This window comes from Kaistia sp. 32K, assembly GCF_016629525.1.
Classification (GTDB): domain Bacteria; phylum Pseudomonadota; class Alphaproteobacteria; order Rhizobiales; family Kaistiaceae; genus Kaistia.
Map to the genome: position 1 here is coordinate 1,160,598 of NZ_AP024269.1, position 16,436 is coordinate 1,177,033.

16 protein-coding genes are annotated in these 16,436 nt (G+C 64.2%); 11 read left to right on the forward strand and 5 right to left on the reverse strand.

All coding sequences use genetic code 11. The features are described 5' to 3' along the window. The 3 genes from K32_RS05040 to K32_RS05050 all read left to right on the forward strand — a co-directional run bounded on the left by K32_RS05040 (position 1) and on the right by K32_RS05050 (position 3,916). Positions 1 to 888 (forward strand): amidohydrolase, encoded by an 888-nt coding sequence (locus tag K32_RS05040; RefSeq protein WP_201402981.1) that lies wholly within the window; start codon positions 1 to 3, stop codon positions 886 to 888. A 128-nt stretch (positions 889 to 1,016) separates the two neighbouring features. Then, positions 1,017 to 2,621 (forward strand): GMC family oxidoreductase, encoded by a 1,605-nt coding sequence (locus tag K32_RS05045; protein WP_201402982.1) that lies wholly within the window; start codon positions 1,017 to 1,019, stop codon positions 2,619 to 2,621. A 230-nt stretch (positions 2,622 to 2,851) separates the two neighbouring features. Beyond that, positions 2,852 to 3,916 (forward strand): AraC family transcriptional regulator, encoded by a 1,065-nt coding sequence (locus K32_RS05050; RefSeq protein ID WP_244669853.1) that lies wholly within the window; start codon positions 2,852 to 2,854, stop codon positions 3,914 to 3,916. Between the two features lie 101 nt (positions 3,917 to 4,017). Here the strand turns inward: K32_RS05050 and K32_RS05055 are convergent, their stop codons facing one another. Both K32_RS05055 and K32_RS05060 read right to left on the reverse strand, forming a co-directional pair. Next, positions 4,018 to 6,402, reverse strand: coding sequence for an arylsulfatase (locus K32_RS05055; protein WP_201402983.1), 2,385 nt, complete (start codon positions 6,400 to 6,402; stop codon positions 4,018 to 4,020). Beyond that, positions 6,386 to 7,321 carry a formylglycine-generating enzyme family protein gene (locus K32_RS05060; RefSeq protein ID WP_201404354.1) on the reverse strand — a complete coding sequence of 312 codons (936 nt, stop codon included), beginning with the start codon at positions 7,319 to 7,321 and terminating at the stop codon, positions 6,386 to 6,388. The genes K32_RS05055 and K32_RS05060 overlap by 17 nt, the downstream gene beginning before the upstream one ends. 291 nt (positions 7,322 to 7,612) lie before the next feature. Between K32_RS05060 and K32_RS05065 the strand changes: the two genes are divergently transcribed. Next, entirely contained in the window at positions 7,613 to 8,302 is a 690-nt protein-coding gene (locus K32_RS05065; RefSeq protein WP_201402984.1) for a Crp/Fnr family transcriptional regulator, read from the forward strand. 47 nt (positions 8,303 to 8,349) lie between these two features. Continuing rightward, positions 8,350 to 9,039, forward strand: a complete 690-nt coding sequence (locus tag K32_RS05070; RefSeq protein WP_201402985.1) for a Crp/Fnr family transcriptional regulator — start codon at positions 8,350 to 8,352, stop codon at positions 9,037 to 9,039. Positions 9,040 to 9,154: 115 nt separating this feature from the next. On the opposite strand, the gene K32_RS05075 is transcribed toward K32_RS05070, so the two are convergent. The 3 genes from K32_RS05075 to K32_RS05085 all read right to left on the reverse strand — a co-directional run bounded on the left by K32_RS05075 (position 9,155) and on the right by K32_RS05085 (position 11,200). Then, a complete protein-coding gene (locus tag K32_RS05075; RefSeq protein WP_201402986.1) occupies positions 9,155 to 9,391 on the reverse strand; it encodes a 4-oxalocrotonate tautomerase family protein in 237 nt (78 codons plus the stop codon). 11 nt (positions 9,392 to 9,402) lie between these two features. Further along, on the reverse strand, positions 9,403 to 10,113 hold the full coding sequence (locus tag K32_RS05080) for an SDR family NAD(P)-dependent oxidoreductase (RefSeq protein ID WP_201402987.1): 711 nt from the start codon (positions 10,111 to 10,113) through the stop codon (positions 9,403 to 9,405). A gap of 151 nt (positions 10,114 to 10,264) precedes the next feature. Further along, a complete protein-coding gene (locus tag K32_RS05085; RefSeq protein WP_201402988.1) occupies positions 10,265 to 11,200 on the reverse strand; it encodes a LysR family transcriptional regulator in 936 nt (311 codons plus the stop codon). Between the two features lie 570 nt (positions 11,201 to 11,770). Between K32_RS05085 and K32_RS05090 the strand changes: the two genes are divergently transcribed. From K32_RS05090 to K32_RS05115, 6 genes are all read left to right on the forward strand, one after another. Then, positions 11,771 to 12,385, forward strand: a complete 615-nt coding sequence (locus tag K32_RS05090) for a helix-turn-helix domain-containing protein (protein WP_201402989.1) — start codon at positions 11,771 to 11,773, stop codon at positions 12,383 to 12,385. A 32-nt stretch (positions 12,386 to 12,417) separates the two neighbouring features. Beyond that, on the forward strand, positions 12,418 to 13,191 hold the full coding sequence (locus K32_RS05095) for an ABC transporter ATP-binding protein (RefSeq protein ID WP_201402990.1): 774 nt from the start codon (positions 12,418 to 12,420) through the stop codon (positions 13,189 to 13,191). Between the two features lie 100 nt (positions 13,192 to 13,291). Beyond that, complete coding sequence (locus tag K32_RS05100; RefSeq protein ID WP_201402991.1) at positions 13,292 to 14,056, forward strand: transporter substrate-binding domain-containing protein; 765 nt, start codon at positions 13,292 to 13,294, stop codon at positions 14,054 to 14,056. Between the two features lie 9 nt (positions 14,057 to 14,065). Further along, on the forward strand, positions 14,066 to 14,755 hold the full coding sequence (locus tag K32_RS05105; protein WP_201402992.1) for an ABC transporter permease: 690 nt from the start codon (positions 14,066 to 14,068) through the stop codon (positions 14,753 to 14,755). Next, on the forward strand, positions 14,752 to 15,441 hold the full coding sequence (locus tag K32_RS05110; protein ID WP_201402993.1) for an ABC transporter permease: 690 nt from the start codon (positions 14,752 to 14,754) through the stop codon (positions 15,439 to 15,441). The genes K32_RS05105 and K32_RS05110 overlap by 4 nt, the downstream gene beginning before the upstream one ends. 31 nt (positions 15,442 to 15,472) lie before the next feature. Beyond that, complete coding sequence (locus K32_RS05115) at positions 15,473 to 16,432, forward strand: arginase family protein (protein ID WP_201402994.1); 960 nt, start codon at positions 15,473 to 15,475, stop codon at positions 16,430 to 16,432. Positions 16,433 to 16,436 lie beyond the last annotated feature (4 nt).

Below are 16,436 nucleotides of genomic sequence, written 5' to 3' on the forward strand. Positions count from 1 at the left end.
ATGCCACGGCGACAGATCACCGACGCGCATCATCATTTCTGGGATGTCGACCATGGCTATGCCTATCCATGGCTGCAGGATCGCGGCGGCGGCGAGGGAATGCTCGGCGATCTCGCGCCGATCGCGGTGAGCTATGGACCGGCCGACTATCTCGCCGATGCGGCGGGCTACGACGCCGTGAAATCGGTTCATATCGAGGCCGTGCCGCTGGCGCCGCTGGCCGAGACGGATTGGCTGAACGGGCTCGGCCATTCCCTGCCTTCGGCGATCGTGGCGCAGGTCCGGCTCGACGATCCCGGGGTCGAGGCGGCGCTCGCGGCGCAGGCGGGCCGGCCGCGCGTCAGGGGCATCCGCCATATCGTCAACTGGCATGCCGATCCGCGCTACAGCTTCACGCCGGCCGACCTCTTGCAGAGCACAAGCTGGCAGGCCGGCTACGCCCTGCTGCGCCGCCACGACTTCAGCTTCGATCTGCAGCTCTATCCGGGCCAGATGGCGGCCGCCTTCGATCTGATCCGCCGGCATCCCGAGACGCTTGCCGTCATCAATCATGCCGGCATGCCGGTCGACCGCGACGAGGCGGGCCTCCACGCATGGCGCGAGGGCATGCGGCGTCTCGCCGGCCTGGACAATGTCGTCGCCAAGATCTCCGGCCTCGGCATGGTCGAGCATGACTGGAGCGAGGCCAGCATCCGGCCCTTCGTGCTCGACACCATCGCCGCCTTCGGCACCGGACGGACCATGTTCGGCTCGAACTTTCCGGTGGATCGGCTGTATTCGTCCTTCGATACTCTCTATGGCGCTTTCGAGCGCATCGTCTCCGATTTCAGCGAGGCCGAGCAGGATCGGCTGTTCCGCACCAATGCGGAACGCTGGTACCGGATCTAGAACGCTGACCCTGGAAAGAGCACGACATGGCGCGTTTCAGACTGCCGACCCTTGATGCGCGATGTGCCGACCGGCGGCCGCGCAACCTCGTCGCCGCTCCGGCGCCAACGACCAGGGCTCCGTGAACGATGGACGACATACGCTACGACTTCGTCATCATCGGCGCCGGCAGCGCCGGCTGCGTGCTGGCCAACCGGCTGAGCACTTCCGGGCGGCATCGCGTCCTGATCCTCGAGGCAGGCGGACGCGACGACTGGATCTGGTTCCACGTTCCGGTGGGCTATCTGTTCGCCATGGGCAATCCGCGCGCCGACTGGTGCTTTCGCACCGAGCCGGTGCCGGGCCTCGGCGGACGGGTGCTCGACTATCCCCGCGGCCGCGTCATCGGCGGCAGCTCGGCGATCAACGGCATGATCTACATGCGCGGCCAGGCTGCCGACTATGATCACTGGCGCCAGCTGGGCAATGCCGGCTGGGGCTGGGACGACGTGCTGCCCTATTTCATGCGCAGCGAGAATCGCGCCGCTGGCGGGGATCTGCATGGCCGGGACGGGGAATGGCATGTCGACCCGATGCGCCTCCGCTGGCAGGTTCTCGACCGGTTCCGCGACGCAGCTGGAGAGATGGGAATTCCCGCGACCAGCGATTTCAACCGCGGCGACAATGAGGGCGCCGGCTATTTCGAGGTCAACCAGCGGCACGGACGGCGCTGGTCCGCGGCTTCCGCGTTCCTCAAACCGGCGCTCCGCCGCGCCAATGTCACGCTCTGGACCGGCGCCCGCGTGCGGCGCCTGCTGGTTGACGGCACGAGGGTCTCGGGCCTCGAAGTCGAGCATGAGGGCGATATCAAGCGTATCGCCGCCGGCCGCGAGGTCATCCTCAGCGCCGGGGCCGTGGGCAGTCCTCATCTGTTGCAGCTGTCGGGGATCGGCGATCCCTCTCTGCTCGGCGCGCATGGCGTCGCGCCGGTGCACGCCTTGCCTGGCGTCGGCGAGAACCTGCAGGATCATCTGCAGCTGCGCCTGATCTACCGCGTCAGCGGGCTGCCGACGCTCAACCGCCGCGCTGGCAGCCTCGTGGGCAAGGCGGCGATGGCGCTGCAATATGGGCTTGCCCGCCGCGGTCCGATGACCATGGCGCCGTCGCAGCTCGGCGGCTTTACCCGCTCCTCGTCCGAATTCGCGACGCCGAACGTGCAGTTCCACGTCCAGCCGCTCAGCCTCGATCGCTTCGGTGAGCCGCTGCACCGTTTCGATGCCTTCACGGCGACGGCCTGCAACCTGCGGCCCGAGAGCCGCGGATCGGTGCGGCTCAAGGCGGCGGACGGCGCGCTGGCGCCGGCGATCCAGCCCAACTATCTGGCGACCGAGGGCGACAGGCGCGTCGCTGCCGACAGCATTCGCCTCGTGCGCCGCATCGTGCTGGAGAGCCGCGCCTTCCGGCCGCACGATCCCGAGGAGTACCGACCGGGCCTCGCCTTCGCGTCGGAGGAGGAATTGCGGGAGGCGGCTGCCAGCATCGGCACCACCATCTTCCATCCCGTCGGCACCTGCCGCATGGGTTCGGATCGCGATGCGGTCGTCGACGCCCGCCTGCGGCTGCGCGGCCTCGCGGGCCTGCGCATCGCCGACGCCTCGATCATGCCGACCATCACCTCGGGCAATACCAACGCGCCCACCACCATGATCGCGGAGAAGGCGGCCGACCTCATCCTCGAGGATGTCGGCCCCTGACGACGCCGGTCGACGGCACCGCGATGCTCGTTTGGACGAATACTGCTCCTCTGTCTCGAGGGCGGTCTTGTGTCCCTTCCAGGCTGGCTCTTTCGGTCAGATATTGGATCGCGTCCGGACCTGCCCCTCATCTGACGCAAGCCTTCAGGCGGCGGCGTCATGCCCCTCGGCTACCGGGTGGAGAACCGGAAGCTTCTGCGCGATGATGCCGAGCGGCAAGCGTTATTCGCGTGTTCGGACGCTATCCGGAATCGGCTGGTCTCGCGCCGCTGGTCCAAGAGCCGAGCGAGGGCGGCGCCAGAACCCGACAGCGGCAGTTCTCGGACGGAAAGGCTCCTTTCGGCGCCGTACTGCACGGTGCCGTCATGCGGGAGGTCGGCGTGGCACTGAACATCAATGTCAGCACGGTCGATATCGCGACGGTGCCTATCAACCTTCCGCGCTACACCGATCGCAAACTCGCGGTGCGCGCGCTGGCGTGTTCTCAACTCGTCGCGGCCGACATCAGCTACGGCTTCAAACCGGTCGAAACCGCCGCGGCGTTTCCGAGCTGGGAGGACGCCTACAGCATCGGCGTGCGGTTCAACGATGAGACGAGCGGTATCTTCGTTGGAGGTAAAAACTATGCCGAGCCGCATCGCAGGGGCGAGGCTCACATACTCTATCTCTCCGGTGTCGAGCACATCGACTTCTCGACCCCACGGCACACCATCGAGATCCTGCTAAGGCGCAGCTTCCTGCGCGAGATAGCCGACGACCTCGAAGTGCCTGATGTCTCGTATCTCGGCCATAGTCTCTTTCACGTTTCGAACGATCCGCTGCTTCGACAGCTGGCGCTGCGCATCTACCCTTACTTCGACGAACCCGAAACACTCGAGCCGTTGTTCGCCGACCATCTTATATGGGGGCTGGGTATCTATGTTTGTGCGCACTATGGCGATCTGGCCGCTCGTCGCCGCCTGGTCGGAGGGTTGAGCACCTGGCAGGAGCGATTGGCCAAGGACATTATCGAGACGCGTCTCGTTGGCGGATTGGGTCTGGCTGAGGTCGCCGCGCTGTGCGGCCTGCGCACAAGCCAGTTCGCGCATGCGTTCAAGCGATCGACGGGCGTCGCGCCGTATCAGTGGCTCCTGCTTCGCAGGCTGGCTCGTGCCAGAGAGCTTTTTACCAATCACCACATATCGCTTGCTGACATCGCCATGATGTGCGGCTTCGCAGATCAGGCCCACCTTACCCGCATGTTCTCTCGCCACTTGGGGATCACGCCGGCGAGGTACCGCCTAGCCTTGCAGTGACCCATACATCCGCTGGCGGCAATCCAAGCCTGAAGGCCGACCGCGTGCGATGCGTCGAAAGGCGGCGAGACTCGGGCTCGCCGCCTCCCGTTGATCGGCGCCTAGTCCAGATATTCGACCTTCAGATGCTGGATCGTGCCATTGAAGGCGAACGGCTTGCGGTCGAAATACGCGAGCGAGACGGGGGAATAGCTGTCCCGGCCGACGTCAAAGGCGTCGTTGGCGGTAAAGGCAAGCGCCGTCGAGCGTGGGACACGCCCCTTGCTGACCTCTTTGCCATCCACGCGGATGACGATGTCGAGCGGCGCCAGGCGGACGTCGCTGGCCTTGCGCGTTTCGACCTCGATCTTGACCTTTCCGGTCGGGAGCGGGGCGGACGTTTCCAGCTGCGTCCGTTCGATCTCGAACAGATTGTACTCGTAGTGGAGCTTCCCGTCCTCGACCCACAGGGCGACACCGCCCGAGACGGCGCCGAGCGCGTAGAGCACGCCCTTCGAGTCGGGCTGCAAATCCGCATCGATCGTGACAAGGGTGCTGCGGGATCCCAGTCGCGGCGCGGTGAACTCGGGAACGCCGACGACCTCCTGCGTGTAGTTGAACGTCCTGGCGGGATTGGACGGAGCGTCTTCCGGGTGGAAGACGACGGACCACAACCCCCCGCCAACCGGATAGACCTTGTTGTCTTTGGCGCTCGCGTCGAACGCATCCTTCAACTCGTTGAGCTTGTCGGGATTGGCGGCGGCGATGTCCTTCGCCTGCGAGAAATCCTTGTTGAGATCATAGAGCTCCCAGACATCGTCCTTCGGCGACCATTTCATGATCGAAGGATCGACGCCTGCTTGCCAGGGCACTCTCGGCCCGAATACCGAAGCGACCCAACCGTCCTTGTAGTAGGCGCGACTGCCCATGACCTCGAAATACTGCTCCTTCTTGTGGTCCGGCGCCGTCGGGGACGCGAAGGAATAGGTCATGCTGGTGCCGTCGAGCGGATCCTGGCTGACGCCGTCGACGAGCTTCGGTGGCGCGATCTGCAGGATGTCGTAGATCGTCGGCACGATATCGTTGACGTGATGGAATTGCGGACGCGGCGTCTTGTCCGCCTTGATCCGGCTTGGCCAGGATACCGCGAGCGGCGTGCGCGTTCCGCCAAAATGCGCGGCGATCAGCTTGGTCGACCGGTATGGCGTCGAGCCGGCCCAGGCCCAGCCGGCATGGTACATGTTGTCCACCTTGGACGATCCGAGCACATCCAGGCCGCCGAGCTCGTTCAGGGTGCGAATGTGATCCTTGATCTCGGAAGGAATGCCATTCTGCGCCAGGAGCTCGCTGATCGTGCCGTTCTGGCCTTCCGCACTCGACCCGTTATCGCCCCAGATATAGAAGACGAGGGTATTGTCGCGGATGCCGAGCTCGTCCAGGGCATCGATCAACCGGCCGGCCTGCGCGTCCGCGTGTTCGGTGTATCCGGCGAACACTTCCATGAGCCGACGCTGGAATGGCTTTTCATCCTCGGGAATATCGGCCCATGCGGCGAGCGTTGCCGGCCGGGGCGTCAGTTCCGTGTCTTTCGGGATCCAGCCGAGTTCCTTCTGGCGGGCGAAGACGCGCTCGCGCATGACGTCCCAGCCGTCGTCGAATTGGCCCTTATACTTGTCCGCCCATTCCTTGAAGATGTGATGCGGACCATGGGACGCGCCGGGGGCCCAATACATGAAGAAGGGCCGCTCCGGCGTCAGCGCGTGGACCTGCTTCATCCAGGAGACGGCCTTGTCGGTCATGTCTTCGGTGAAGTGATACTCGTCCTTGCCCTCGGACGGATTCACCCGGACCGTGTTTTCGACGACCGCAGGCTCCCATTGCGAGGATTCTCCGGCAAGGAAGCCGTAGAAGTAGTCGAAACCGATCCCTTGGCCCGCCGGCCAGTTCGTATAGGGACCGACGGCCGTGGTCTCGTTGGCCGGCGTGTTGTGCCACTTTCCGAAGGCGCTGGTCGCGTAGCCATAATAGCCGAGAACCTTCGCCGCGGTCGCGGATGTGCGCGGGATCCGGCCGGAATAGCCGTCCCAGTCATTCGCCAGTTCGGCGATCTGGCCGTAACCGACGCGGTGGTGATTGCGCCCGGTCAGCAGCGCCGCTCGGGTGGGGGAGCACATCGCGGCATTGTGGAAGCGGTTATAGGTGATGCCGTCTCCGGCAACGCGGCTCAAAGTGCTTGTATTGATGACGCCGCCGAAGGTGCTCGGAAGCGCCGGACCCACGTCGTCGAGCATGATCACGACGATGTTCGGTGCGTTGGCCGGAAGATGCGACGCCGCCGGCAGCGGGCTGTAGGTCGATTCCGCGATCGTCGGACCGGCCTTGCTGCCGGAGGGCGTCGGCGGAAACGGCAGCGATTCCTGGGCTGCCACGGGGGATCCCAACATCAGGAGCGACGTGCTTACGCCCAACCAGCGCGCTCTGAATCGGTGACTAGGAGGCCGGTTCATTCACTTCTCCATTTCGAACAACACACCTGAACCCGACATGGCTTGTCGACGTATCGATCGCTTCGGCATGGCGGGCTGCGGGTCGATAGCGGCGGCAGTAGTTCGGAGCGCACAGGTGCGATCCGCCCTTCAGAACCTTCCGCGGGATTTTTATGTGGGGGAGACACGGATCGTAGCTGGCGGACTCAAGCCCTCCGCGAGGGTTTTTCGGTATGCAGCAGGCCTTCGCCGCGTCCGCTTCGTGCTTTGGGGCGTACCAGTCGGACGTCCACTCCCAGACGTTCCCGATCATGTCGTAGAGACCGTATCCATTGGGCGGAAAGGCCCTTACGGGTGACGTACGGGCGTATCCGTCGAGCTTGTGATTGACCGTCGGAAACGATCCCTGCCACGTGTTGGCCATATGCCGACCATCCGGGGTCAGCTCCGAGCCCCAGGCGTATTCGGCCCGGTCGAGGCCCCCTCTGGCGGCAAATTCCCACTCGGCTTCCGTGGGAAGATCCTTGCCCTTCCATCGCGCGTAGGCCAACGCGTCGTGGTGGCTGATATGGACGACGGGATGATCGTCCAACCCGGCAAGGCCGCTGCGCGGTCCATAGGGCCGGCGCCAATTGGCGTCCTTGAGGAAGCTCCACCATTGCGACCAGTCGCCGAGATCGACGCGCCCTATCGGCTCCCGGAAGACGAGCGAGCCCGCATACAGCATCTCCGGCAAGATGCCGGGATAGTCTCGCGGGTCCGGCGCGAATTCAGCAAACGTGCGATGCCCGGTAGCGGCCACGAACTCGGCAAACTGTCCGTTGGTGACAGGGGTCTCGTCGATGAAGAAGCCCTCGACGCTGACACGATGCGCCGGCTTCTCTTCGGGGTAATGATGATCCGAGCCCATCCAGAAGGTTCCGGCCCGCACGAAAATCATGCCAGCGCGCGCGCTCGCCGATGACAAATCCGTCTGAGCCGTCTCGCCCTGCATTGCCAGCCTTCCCGTCGATCTGCGTCACGATCGCGAGTGCACCCGCGATCCCGGCGAACCCATACAGGGCGTGTCGATCGAGACTGTCCCGATCGCACAATTCGCGACTGCGGCGGCAATGACGGCGCCAAGGTACTGGCTCCGATGGAGGCTCCCGCGGCAGGGCGGGCGCGCATCCGTAGGACGAGACTGTTCCGTTGGAACAATCTCTTGGTTTGAATGTGCTATGGGCTCCATATGAGCCCGCGATTGATCAAAAGAGACGCCGCCGAGGCCATTCTCCGGCAGAATGGCTGGCTGTCCTATCAGCCCGAGGCCTTCCAGAAGGAGGTCCTGCGGCGCTCCGTCCTTGTGCATTTCGAGCCGGGCGAGCTGATTTTCGATTTCGGCGACGAACTGGGAGGCATCCATGGCCTCGTGAGCGGCGTCACGACAATCAACACGGCTCCGCCAGATCATGTCCCGCAGTTGATCAATGTCGGCGCGCCGGGCGCCTGGGCCGGAGAAGGCTGCTTCCTGGCGCGCCAGCCGCGGAGCGTCCAAATACGCGCTCTCGTCGAGACCTGGCTGATGTACCTGCCGCTTGAGCAGATGGATGAAATGGCCGATGCCGACCCGATGGTCGCTCACAACTTCGGCCAGATCATCATGACCAATGTCGACGCCCTGATCCGGGTGATCCATGACCTGCAGAGGGTCGATCCCGATCGCAGGATTGCCTCCGTTCTGCAGCGGGCGCGGTGGATCGGGGAGCATCCCCTCCCGTTGACGCAGTCCGAGATCGGCACCATGGCGCGCGCGTCACGCAGGCAGGTCAATGCCGCCTTGAAGCGTTTTGCGGACTATGGATGGCTGAAGACGGGCTATCGTTCGGTCACCATCCTCAATCCCGAGAAGCTGCGGCTCTTTTCCACCGAAGACGACTAGGCCAACCGCGTCCAGGCGGAGCGTTTCTCTATGCGAGGCGGTGGTTCATGAGCGTGACATTGAACAAGAGAGCAAACGCAGAGGCCATCCTCCGGCAGAACGGATGGCTGTCGACGCAACCGGAAGCTTTCCGGAACGAGGTCCTTCGACGCTCCATCCTGCTGCGTTTTGCGCCGGATGAGGTCATCTATCACTTCGGTGATGACCTCGGAGGCATCTATGGCCTTGTGAGCGGCGTCGTTGCCGTCAATACCGCTCCGCAGAGTGATGCTCCGCAGTTGGTCCACATGGGCGTGCCGGGTTCCTGGACCGGCGAAGACAGCTATCTGATCCGGCAGCCGAGGCGTCTCGAACTGCGGGCAGTGGTCGAGACCTGGGTGATGCATCTGCCGCTTGACCAGATGGCCCAGATGACCGCTGCCGATCCCACCGTCATTCGCAATTTCTGCCAGAATCTCCTGAGCGGCGTCGGCGTGCTCATCCGGATCGTCCACGATCTGCAGAAGCAGGATCCCGATCGCAGGATAGCCTCGGTGCTGCAGCGCATGACCTGGAGCAGCCATCAGGTCCTGTTGACCCAGACCGAGGTCGGCACGATGGCCTCGGCGTCACGCCGCCAGGTCAATGCCGCCTTGAAGCGGTTTGCCGCCAACGGATGGGTGACGACCAGCTATGGCTCCATCACAGTCCTTAATGCCGAAGCGTTGCGGCTCTTCGGCAATGAGGACGTTCGCTGAGCGTTAAGCCGATTTCCGTTTTCAGCCGAAGCGGGGCTCTTTGCGCTGACCAGCGCGATGCCTCGCGTTTAGCCTGAGAGAGGTTGGGCCGCCACCGGAGCGGCGGCCCTCGAGATCAGGTGTTTTCGGTGGCGCGGCGTCTGCGCAGTTCCGGAACGGGCAATCCGCCCCAGCCCCAGTTTTCCAGCTCGACCTCCTCGATCACGACGAACGTCGAATCGAGGGGCTTGCCGAGCACGTCGAGCAGCAGCTGGCTCGTGCCGGCGATGAGCCTGGCCTTCTCCTCGGCCGTGGCCGCATCACGGCCCAGCCCCGAGCCTTCGCGGGTGATCTGAATGGTGACGATGGGCATTGCGGCCTTCCTTAGTGACCGGCGCTCTGGCCGCCGTCGACATGCAGGATCTCGCCCGTCACGAAGCTCGCGGTTTCGAGGTAAAGCACGGCGTCGGTGATGTCGCGGATCTCGCCCATACGCCTGACCGGGTGCAGGCCCGCCATGAACTCATGGGTTTCCGGGGCATGCATCGGGGTCTTGATGACGCCGGGCGACACGGCGTTCACGCGCACGCCCTTGCCGGCATATTCGATCGCCAGCGCTTTCGTCGCCGAATTGACACCGCCCTTGGTCAGGTTGGCCAGCACGGTGGGCACGCCGGCAATCGCATGGTCGGTCAAGCTCGTGGTGATGCTGACGATATGGCCGGAACCCTGCTTCAGCATCTCGGCCGCAACGGCCTGCGTGATGTGGAAGAAACCGGCGAGGTTGGTCGAGATCTTCGACGCGAAATCCTCGGCAGTATAGTCGATGAACGGCTTGGCGATGAAGAGACCGGCGTTGTTCACCAGCGTATCGATCCGGCCAAAGCGTTCCAGTGCTTCCTTGACGATGCGCTTCGCGGTGGCCGGATCACCGATGTCGCCCGCAATGGCGAGGATATCGGGATCGCTGCCCTGCTTGATCGAGCGCGACGTGGCCACGACCCGGAAGTTGCGTTCGCGATAGGCCTTGACCAGCGCGGCGCCAATCCCCTGCGAGCCGCCGGTGATGACGACGACCTTTTGTTCATTGCTCATGATCAGTCCTTGGTGAATGAGTTCCGGCAGGTCAGTTGCTGCCGTCGACCCTTCCATTCGGGTCGGTCATCAACATCGGATTGATCGTCGATCGACTGAATAACCGCTCCTCGGCAGGCATCCTTCCTTCAATCGGAAGAATGATGAGCGGCTATTCCGCGAGGGCGTCAGCTTGGGCTGAGAGCCGCGCAAACTCCGCTCGTAGTCGTGGAACCGCGAAATCCACGAACGCGCGAACTTTGGGGGTCAGAGTTCGGCCCTCCGGGGTGATGAGATGCACGGGAAGAGGGGCGGGCTCCGCATCGCGCAACAGGATCTTCAGCGAGCCGTCCTGCACCCGCTCCGCCACATGGTAGGTATAGAGGCGCGTGACGCCATACCCGTCCACTGCCGAGGCGAGCGCGGCGCGAACACTGTTCACCACGAGCCGGGGCTTGAAATGGATCGAGCGCGCGATCGTGCCGCCCGGAGGCGGAGGGAATACCCAGGCATCATGTCCGAAGTGCGTGGTGGTGACGATGCGATGCTTGGTCAGATCCGCCGGTTCGACGATGCGCGGATGGTCGGCCAGATAGCGCGGCGAGGCCACGATCACGCGCTTGACGTCGCCGCCAACCCGAACGGCAACCAGCGAGGAATCGGGCAACTGCGCGACGCGAAGCGCCACGTCGATGCCCTCTTCGACGAGATTGGCAGAACGATCGACCAGGATGAGATTCACGGTCACGGCCGGGAAGGCGTCGAGGAACGCATCAATGACCGGGCGCAGGATTTCCTCGCCGCTGATCGGGGGCGCCGTGATGGTCAGGGTTCCGCGTGGCGCGGCGCGCTCGCCTGCCGCGCACATATCGGCCTCTTCGAGATCGATCAGGACACGCCTGCACGCCGCGGCGTATCGCTCGCCTGCCTCGCTGAGCTTGATGGATCGTGTGGTGCGATGAAGCAGTTCGGCGCCAACATGATGCTCAAGGAAGGCAATGGCCCGACTGACCGCAGCGGGCGAACGCTGGAGCTTGCGGCCAGCAGCCGCCAAACTCCCTTCGTCCAGCGCCGCAACAAACACCCTCATTGCCTCGATACGGTCCATGTATCCTTCCCAAGGCGAAACGCTGTGGCCGGCCCCCGAGCGAAGACGGCTCCAGGGAGCAACAAGTTCATACTGTTTCCGGCCGTTATGCCGATAACCGGAAGGATGCGTGTCAAATGACGGCAATTCAAGCCGCTTCCCGCATGAACTGAAAAAGCGGGATCAGGCTCAGCCCTCGCGAAAATCCCTGGCTAGTGGTAGTCCAGGGCTCCTGCCGGTCCTGATGCAGGGCAAACGGTCGCCAGCGCTGTACCGCCGGCCGAGACATCCGCCAACAGGCCTGCAAATGCCTTGCCGTCATGAACACGATGATGCCTACGAAACGCGGGGCTGTTCATACCGCTACTGAGGCTGTGACGGCCCAGAGCCATTCGGGTTCAGGATTCTCCCTGCTTCCAAATGGCGTCTGGCCCGCCAAAGTGGCAGAAACGGCGAAGGACTTGCCACGAGTTTAAGCAGATTGGTTTCTTCATGAGCAACCTGCAAGAAATCATTCGTTCATAGAAAACCAGTGTTGCGTTCCCTTTCGTTTGATGAAAAGTTGCCTACAGAGCAACCTTCGGAGGGCGGATGGAACGGTCTTCCACCACCTGTGACGATACGACAGAGCCTGCGGTCGAGGATGTGCCTGCGTCCCCGAACGGTTTCAACGTCGGTGCGCGGCTGCGCGCATTCCGTCAGCAGAAGAACATTTCGATCGATGCCGTGGCGGCGAAGGCCGGCGTCAGCAAATCCTTCCTCAGCCGCTTCGAGCGCGATCTCGTACAGGCCTCGATCGCATCGCTCCTGCGCATCTGCGACGCGATCGACGTGAAGCCGGGTGCGATCTTCGATCCGCCGGCGACGAGCTTCGTCAAGGCCGGGCAGGGCGCGCCGATCAATCTCGGCGGTGTCGGCATGCGCGAGCGCATCGTCGGCGGCGTCGGCAACGAGCACATGATGACGCTCCATTCCGTGATCGACCCGGGCGGCGGGTCTGGCCCCGAGGCCTACGCCATCCGCGCCGATCTCGATCTCGTCCACGTCATCAGCGGTGAACTCGACATCTCCGTCGGCGGCGAGGACTACCACATGACCTCTGGCGACACGCTGAGTTTCGACCCGAAGATTCCGCATACCTGGCAAAATCCGTCCGCGAGCGAGCCCTGCGTCACGCTCTGGATGATCGTGCCGCCCCCGGCCTGACCGGCCTTCCAAGCTTTTCCTTGAGTCCGCCCATGCAGAAGCTCCACGTCACCGACATTCACAAGCGCTTCGGCGATACCGAAGTCCTGAAGGGCATCGGCCTCGACGCCGCGGCGGGCGACGTCATCTCGATCGTCGGCTCTTCCGGGTCGGGCAAGAGTACGTTCCTGCGCTGCATCAACATGCTGGAGCGTCCGAACAGCGGCACGATCCGCGTCAACGGCGAGGTCCTGGACCTCGTGCCCGACCGGCGCGACGGCACCCTGCGCGCGAAAAGCGCTAGCCAGCTGCAGCGCATTCGCTCGCGCCTCGCCATGGTGTTCCAGAACTTCTGCCTCTGGTCGCATATGAGCGTCCTCGACAACGTGACCGAGGCTCCCGTCAGTGTGCTCGGCGTATCCCGCAAGGAAGCGGTGGAGCGCGCCAAGGCCAATCTCGCCAAGGTCGGCATCAAGCCCGAAACCCACGAGCGCTATCCCTCGCAGCTTTCCGGCGGCCAACAGCAGCGCGTCGCAATCGCCCGCGCGCTGACCATGGAGCCGGACGTGATGCTCTTCGACGAGCCGACCTCGGCACTCGATCCCGAGCTCGTCGGCGAGGTGCTGCGTGTCATGCAGACGCTCGCCGAGGAGGGCAGGACCATGGTCGTCGTCACGCACGAGATGGGTTTTGCGCGCCATCTCTCCTCGAAGGTCATGTTCCTGCACGAGGGGCGCGTCGAGGAGGAAGGCTCGCCCGAGGCCCTGTTCGGCACCCCGGAGAGCCCGCGTCTCCGACAGTTTCTGGCAGGCCGTCTCCAGGCCTGAACCATCATCGCCGCGTCGAGGGCGGTTCACGAGATTTCGACGCCAGGGCCCGGCGCCGAATGGAATGCCAAATAATCCCTTTCAGAGAACGAGACTTCCCATGACGAAACTTTCCACCCTCTTCCTCAGCGGCTTCATCGCCCTGGCCTCGCTTTCGCCGGCGATCGCCAAGCAGGTGACGATCGCGACCGACGCGACCTTCCCGCCCTTCGAATCCGTCGACGCGAACGGCAAGCTCGTCGGCTACGACATCGAGCTGATGAGCGCCGTTTGCAAGGCGGCCGAACTCGACTGCAACATCATTGCCGCCGCCTGGGACGGCATGATCCCCGGTCTTACCGCCGGCAAGTATGACGCGCTGATCTCGCAGCTGACCGTCACCGACGCGCGTCGCAAGATCATGGCCTTCAGCGACATCTATTCGCACCCGACCTTCCGCTTCGTCGCCAAGAAGGGCGCCAGTCTCGACGTCAGCCCGGACGGGCTCGCCGGCAAGATCATCGCCGTCCAGACCGGCACGCCGATGGACGCCTTCGTCACCAAGACCTTCCCGAAGGCGACGATCAAGCGCTACGACGGCGGCAGCGCCCCCTATCTGGAGCTCACCGCCGGACGTGCCGATCTCCACATGAGCTACGAGGCGCAGATCACGCACGCCTTCCTCAACGGCGACAACGCCGAGAAATTCGAGCTCGTCGGCCCGCAATATACCGGCAAGGACGCGCCGGAATTCGGTGAGGGCGTCGCGATCGCGATCAACCGCCGCAACGCCGACCTCCTCGCGAAAATCAATGCCGGCCTCGCCAAGATCCGCGAGAACGGCGAGCTCGCGGCGATCGACGCCAAGTATTTCGGCAAGAACTAAGGCGGATCGATGCTCGGCGGCTATGTCGCATCTGTGCTGGCGGCGGGGTGGATCACCCTGTCGCTGGCCTTCGTGTCCCTGATACTGGCCGTCGTGATCGGCATCGCGGCGGCGCTCGCCAAGCTTTCGCGCTCGCGGGCGCTGCGCGTCACCGCCACGCTCTATACATCCGTGGTCCGGGGCATCCCGGATCTCGTCATGATGCTTCTCGTCTTCTATTCGCTGCCCGCGCTCCTCAACCAGGCGGCGCAGGACTGGGGTTACGACGTCTATATCGAGTTCAGCCCCTTCGCGGCGGGCGCCGCGACGCTGGGGCTCATCTTCGGCGCCTATATGGCCGAGACGTTTCGCGGCGCCCTGATGAACATTCCCAAGGGTCAGGTCGAGGCTGCCGAAGCTTATGGGCTCGGACGGATCCGCATCTTCTGGCGCATCCTCCTGCCACAGATGATGCGCCTCGCGCTGCCCGGCTTCACCAACAACTGGCTGGTGCTCGCCAAGGCTACGGCGCTCGTTTCGCTGCTCGGCCTCCAGGACGTCATGTTCCGGGCCAAGGGCGCGGCGGAGGCGACGGCCAAACCCTTCACCTTCTACCTTCTCGCCGGCGGGTTCTATCTCACGATCACCGCCATTTCGCTCTTCATCCTTTCCCGTGCCGCCAAGCGCTATGAGCTCGGCGTGAAGGAACTTGCCCAATGAGCTGGGACATCATCGTCGAGAATCTCGGCTTCTATGCCGAGGGCGCGAAGCTGACGGTGTTCCTCACCGTCGCCTCGCTCGCCATCTCTTTCGTTCTGGCGATGCCGCTGGCGCTCGGGCGCAATTCGCACAACGCGTTCCTGCGCAATGCGATCGCCCTCTATACGCTGGTGTTTCGCGGCACGCCGCTGCTTGTCCAGCTGTTCCTGATCTATTACGGGCTCGCGCAGTTCGATCTCGTGCGCGAAAGTCTCCTTTGGCCGTGGCTGTCGAGCGCGCTTGTCTGCGTCATCCTGACCTTCGTCCTGAACACGACGGCCTATACGACGGAGATCTTCGCAGGCAGCCTTCGGCATCTGCCGGTGGGGGAGATCGAGGCGGCGCGCGCCTACGGCATGTCGCCCTTCACGCGGGCGCGGCGCATTCTCCTGCCGGCCATGCTGACGCGCTCGCTGACGCTCTACGGCAACGAGACGGTGATGATGCTCCACGCGACGTCGCTCGCCAGCACCGTGACGCTGCTGGAAGTCACCGGCGTCGCCCGCAACATCGCGCTGAACTACTACATCATGTTCGAGCCCTACGTGACGGCGGCCGCGATCTATCTCGTGCTGACGCTCGTGCTCGTCCTCCTTTTCCAATACGCCCAGCACCGCTGGGCCGGCTACCTCCAGGCGCGGCTCTGACCGCGCCCTTTCCAGCAAGGATCATCCTTCCATGAACCAGAAGCCCGATCTCGGCGCCCTGTTCGGCGCGGGCGAGACCTCGACCTTCCTCGGCCTCGACGCCTGCGACGACCTCAGCGCCCTGGACGCGCCGATCGCGATCCTCGGCGTTCCCTGCGCGACGCCCTACCGCTCCGTCGGCGCCTATTGCCGCAACGCGCCGGACGCGCTGCGCCGCGCGACGGCACCGCTTACGGCCAATCTCGAACGCCACGATTTCGACAGCGGCGGCCAGGTCTTCCCCGAACGGCGCCTTCGCGCCGTGGATTGCGGCGACCTTCCCTTCGACGAAGCGGACGGGGCCGCCAATCGCGACGCGATCCGCGGCGCGGTGCGCACGATCCTGGAGCGGAACGCCGTGCCGGTGCTTCTCGGCGGCGACGATTCCATCCCGATCCCGATGCTTCAGGCGATCGGCGACACGGCCGGGGACCGGAAGTTCACCATTCTCCAGATCGACGCTCATATCGACTGGCGTGAAACGCATATGGACGAGCCAATGGGGCTCTCCTCCACCATGCGCCGCGCCTCCGAGATGGCGCATATCGAGCGCATCGTGCAGGTCGGCGCGCGGGGCATCGGCTCGGCCGCGACGAGCGACTACGAGGATGCCGTGAAATGGGGCGTGTCCTTCGTTACGGCCCGCGAACTCCACCGTTCGGGCGTCCAGAAGGCGCTGGACCTCATTCCCGAGGGAAGCGACATCATCGTCTGCATCGATGCCGACGCGATCGACCCGGCACTGGTTCCGGGCGTCATCGCCCGCTCGCCCGGCGGCCTCTCCTATGACGAAGTCACCGACCTCATCCGGGGCGCGGCGGCGCGCGGCCGGATCGCGGCGATCGACTTCGTGGAGTTCATGCCGGAGCGCGACGTCGACGGCATCGGCGCCCTGACGTTCGCGCGCGTCATCACGACGGCGCTCGGCCTGATCGCCCGCCAGAAGGCCTGATCGC

Excerpts from the sequence above, each read along its gene's own strand:
- K32_RS05040 (WP_201402981.1), top strand. The coding sequence starts at position 1 with ATGCCACGGCGACAGATCACCGACGCGCATCATCATTTCTGGGATGTC.
- K32_RS05045 (WP_201402982.1), top strand. The coding sequence starts at position 1,017 with ATGGACGACATACGCTACGACTTCGTCATCATCGGCGCCGGCAGCGCC.
- K32_RS05055 (WP_201402983.1), bottom strand. The coding sequence starts at position 6,402 with ATGAACCGGCCTCCTAGTCACCGATTCAGAGCGCGCTGGTTGGGCGTA.
- K32_RS05060 (WP_201404354.1), bottom strand. The coding sequence starts at position 7,321 with ATGATTTTCGTGCGGGCCGGAACCTTCTGGATGGGCTCGGATCATCAT.
- K32_RS05065 (WP_201402984.1), top strand. The coding sequence starts at position 7,613 with ATGAGCCCGCGATTGATCAAAAGAGACGCCGCCGAGGCCATTCTCCGG.
- K32_RS05070 (WP_201402985.1), top strand. The coding sequence starts at position 8,350 with ATGAGCGTGACATTGAACAAGAGAGCAAACGCAGAGGCCATCCTCCGG.
- K32_RS05075 (WP_201402986.1), bottom strand. The coding sequence starts at position 9,391 with ATGCCCATCGTCACCATTCAGATCACCCGCGAAGGCTCGGGGCTGGGC.
- K32_RS05080 (WP_201402987.1), bottom strand. The coding sequence starts at position 10,113 with ATGAGCAATGAACAAAAGGTCGTCGTCATCACCGGCGGCTCGCAGGGG.
- K32_RS05085 (WP_201402988.1), bottom strand. The coding sequence starts at position 11,200 with ATGGACCGTATCGAGGCAATGAGGGTGTTTGTTGCGGCGCTGGACGAA.
- K32_RS05090 (WP_201402989.1), top strand. The coding sequence starts at position 11,771 with ATGGAACGGTCTTCCACCACCTGTGACGATACGACAGAGCCTGCGGTC.
- K32_RS05095 (WP_201402990.1), top strand. The coding sequence starts at position 12,418 with ATGCAGAAGCTCCACGTCACCGACATTCACAAGCGCTTCGGCGATACC.
- K32_RS05100 (WP_201402991.1), top strand. The coding sequence starts at position 13,292 with ATGACGAAACTTTCCACCCTCTTCCTCAGCGGCTTCATCGCCCTGGCC.
- K32_RS05105 (WP_201402992.1), top strand. The coding sequence starts at position 14,066 with ATGCTCGGCGGCTATGTCGCATCTGTGCTGGCGGCGGGGTGGATCACC.
- K32_RS05110 (WP_201402993.1), top strand. The coding sequence starts at position 14,752 with ATGAGCTGGGACATCATCGTCGAGAATCTCGGCTTCTATGCCGAGGGC.
- K32_RS05115 (WP_201402994.1), top strand. The coding sequence starts at position 15,473 with ATGAACCAGAAGCCCGATCTCGGCGCCCTGTTCGGCGCGGGCGAGACC.